Here is a 3168-nt window from a genome sequence, read left to right on the forward strand (position 1 = left end):
GCGCCGTGCAGTTGGGCAGCACCGTTATGAACATCAGGCGCAGCACGCCGGCCCCGCTGACCTTGCTCGCCACCACGTAGTCCTTGGACAGTTCGGTGATCACGGCGGCGCGGGTCAGGCGGGTGTAATGCGGCAGCACGACCAGCGAGATCGCGATCATCGCGTTGGTCAGGCTCGGCCCCAGCACGGCGACGATGACGATGGCGAGCAGCAGCGAGGGCAGTGCCAGCATGATGTCGCACAGGCGCATGATCAGGACGTCGGTGACGCCGCGCGCGAAGCCTGCGATCAGCCCCAGGACGACGCCGACCGCCAGCGACAGGGTGACGACGATGGCGCCGATCAGCAGCGACAGGCGGGCGCCGTGGATGATGCGCGACAGGATGTCCCGGCCGACGTCGTCGGTGCCCATCAGGTACTGGAACGAGCCGCCTTCCGCCCAGAACGGCGGCTGGAGGATGGCGTCGCGGAATTGCTCGTTCGGCGAATAGGGAGCGATCAGGTCGGCAAAGACCGCTGCGAAGGTGACGATCAGGATGACCACCAGCCCGGCGACGGCGCCTTTGTTCTGGGCGAAGTAGTGCCAGAACTCACCGAAGGCGGAGGGCGGCCGGGCCGTGGGGAGCGGTCCCTGCGGCGTGGCGTCGATCTGGGATTCGACGGTCATGGTCAGTGCCCCCCATGGCGGATGCGCGGATTGAGAACGCCATAGGTCAGGTCGACCAGCAGGTTGACGATCATGATGACGGCGGCGACCAGCAGGACGCCGCCCTGAAGCACGGGATAGTCGCGGCGGGCGACGGATTCGATCAGCCACTTGCCGATGCCGGGCCACGCGAAGATGGTCTCGGTCAGGATGGCGCCGGCGAACAGCACGCCGACCTGAAGCCCGATGACGGTCACGACGGGGATCAGCGCGTTGCGCAGCGCGTGCTGGGCCACCACGCGGAGGGGAGCCAGCCCCTTGGCTCGCGCCGTGCGGATATAGTCCTCGCCCAGCACTTCGAGCATCGACGAGCGCGTCATCCGCGCGATCACGGCGAGCGGAACGGTGCCCAGCACCACGGCGGGCAGCACCAGATGCGACAGCGCCGAACTCAAGGCCCCCTCCTCGTCCGACAGCAGGGCGTCGATCAGCATGAAGTTGGTGACAGGTTCCACCCAGTACATGACGGAGATTCGGCCCGAGACCGGCGTCCATCCCAGATTGACCGAGAACAGCAGGATCAGCAGCAGCGCCCACCAGAAGATCGGCATCGAATAGCCAGTCAGGCTGATGCCCATCAGGCTGTGGTCGAAGATCGAGCCGCGCTTGACGGCAGCCAGGATGCCGAGCGGCAAACCCACGATCATCGCGAACAGAATAGCGCAGACCGACAGTTCGATGGTCGCCGGGAACAGCGTCAGGAATTCGTCCAGCACAGGGGTTCTGGTCACGACGGAGTTGCCGAGATCCCCTTGGACCACGTTGAGGATGTAGTCGCCGTACTGGACCAGCAGGGGCTTATCCAGCCCCATGGCTGCCCGCAGTTCGGCATGGCGTTCCGGCGAAATGCCGCGCTCGCCGGCCATCAGTTCGACCGGGTCGCCGGGGACCAGCCGGATCAGCGCGAAGGTCAGCAGTGTCACGCCGATGAATGTCGGAATGATCAGGCTGAACCGGGTCAGGAAAAAACGGAACATGGTCAGCTTTTAGGTTACGGAAAAGCCGGGGGTAAGGCTGAGGCGTTTGGCTGGCAGGGTGGAGTTTTGGCGGGGGAGGTTTGGTGAGGGGGCCACGCGCCATTTCAGCACGCGCCCTCCCCTGACCGAGTTTCCGCCTAGTTGATGTCCACGCCGTAGAAGATATGGCCGCCGAACGGATCGATCTTGTAGTTCTTGACCTCTTTCCGGATCGGCTCGTAAACGACGGAGTGCGCCACCGTCAGCCAGGGCGCCTGTTCCTTGAAGACGACCTGCGCCTCCTCGTAGAACTTGGTGCGCTGGGCCACGTCGGGTGTCCGCTTCGCCTTGATCAGCAGGTCGTTGAACGGCTGGTGGCAGAAGCGGGCGCGGTTGGCGCTGCCGACGGCTTCGCAGCCGAGCAGGACGTACAGGAAGTTATCCGGATCGCCGTTGTCGCCCGTCCAGCCCATCAGCATGGTCTGGTGCTCGCCGTCCTTGGTGCGGCGCAGGTACTCGCCCCACTCGTAGCTGACGATCTTGGTCTTGACGCCGATCTTGGCCCAGTCGGCCTGGACCATCTCGGCCATGCGGCGGGCGTTGGGGTTGTAGGGACGCTGGACCGGCATCGCCCAAAGATCGGTCTCGAATCCGTTCGGGAAACCTGCATCCGCCAGCAGCTTGCGGGCCGCTTCCGGATCGTACTTGGTGTCCTCGACCTTGTCGTTATACGACCAGATCGTCGGCGGGATCGGGTTCTTGGCCTTCTTGCCGGCGCCTTGGTAGACCGCCTCGATAATGGCGTCCCGGTTGACCGCCATGCTCAGGGCCTGACGGACCTTGACGTCGGTGAAGGGAGCCTTCTCGGTGTTGAAGGCGAGGTAGCCGACGTTCAGACCTTCCTGCGACATCAGGTTGATCGTCGGGTCGGTCTTCATGGCCGCCAGATCGGCCGGATTCGGGTAGGCCATCACGTGGCACTCGCCCGCCTTCAGCTTGGCGTAGCGGACCGAAGCGTCCGGCGTGATCGAGAAGACGAGGGTGTCGATCGGCGCCTTGCCGCCCCAATAGGCCTCGTTGGCCCGGTAGCGGATGACGGCGTCCTTCTGGTAGCCGACGAACTGGAACGGCCCCGTCCCGATCGGCTCCTGGTCGACCTTGGTCTGCGTGCCGGCCTTCGCCATCTGGTCGGCGTATTCGGCCGACTGGACCGACATGAAGTCCATCGCGAGGTTGGCAAGGAAGGGCGCTTCCGGCTCGTTCAGGGTGATCTTGACGGTATAGTCGTCGACCGCCTCGATGCTCTTCAGCAGCTTGGGCATGTCCATGCTGTTGAAGTACTCGTACGCGCCGCCGGAGACGGTGTGATACGGGTTGTCGCTCTTCCACTGGCGCTCGAAAGTGAAGACGATGTCCTGAGCGTTGAAATCGCGGGTTGGCTTGAAGGTCTTCGACGTGTGGAACTTTACACCTTTACGCAGCTTGAAGGTGTACTCCAGACCTTCT

The 3168-nt window shown here is 64.0% G+C and carries 3 protein-coding genes; all 3 read right to left on the reverse strand.

The features are described from left to right. Nucleotides 1–667, reverse strand: a 667-nt coding sequence (locus AC5JJ6_RS05970; RefSeq protein ID WP_496041164.1) for an ABC transporter permease subunit, incomplete at its 3' end; no start/stop codon positions are given. A gap of 2 nt (nucleotides 668–669) precedes the next feature. After that, nucleotides 670–1683, reverse strand: a complete 1014-nt coding sequence (locus AC5JJ6_RS05975; protein ID WP_496041165.1) for an ABC transporter permease subunit — start codon at nucleotides 1681–1683, stop codon at nucleotides 670–672. A gap of 137 nt (nucleotides 1684–1820) precedes the next feature. After that, on the reverse strand, nucleotides 1821–3168 hold a 1348-nt coding region (locus tag AC5JJ6_RS05980; protein WP_496041166.1), incomplete at its 5' end, for an ABC transporter substrate-binding protein.

It is taken from the genome of Skermanella sp. (genome assembly GCF_059503625.1).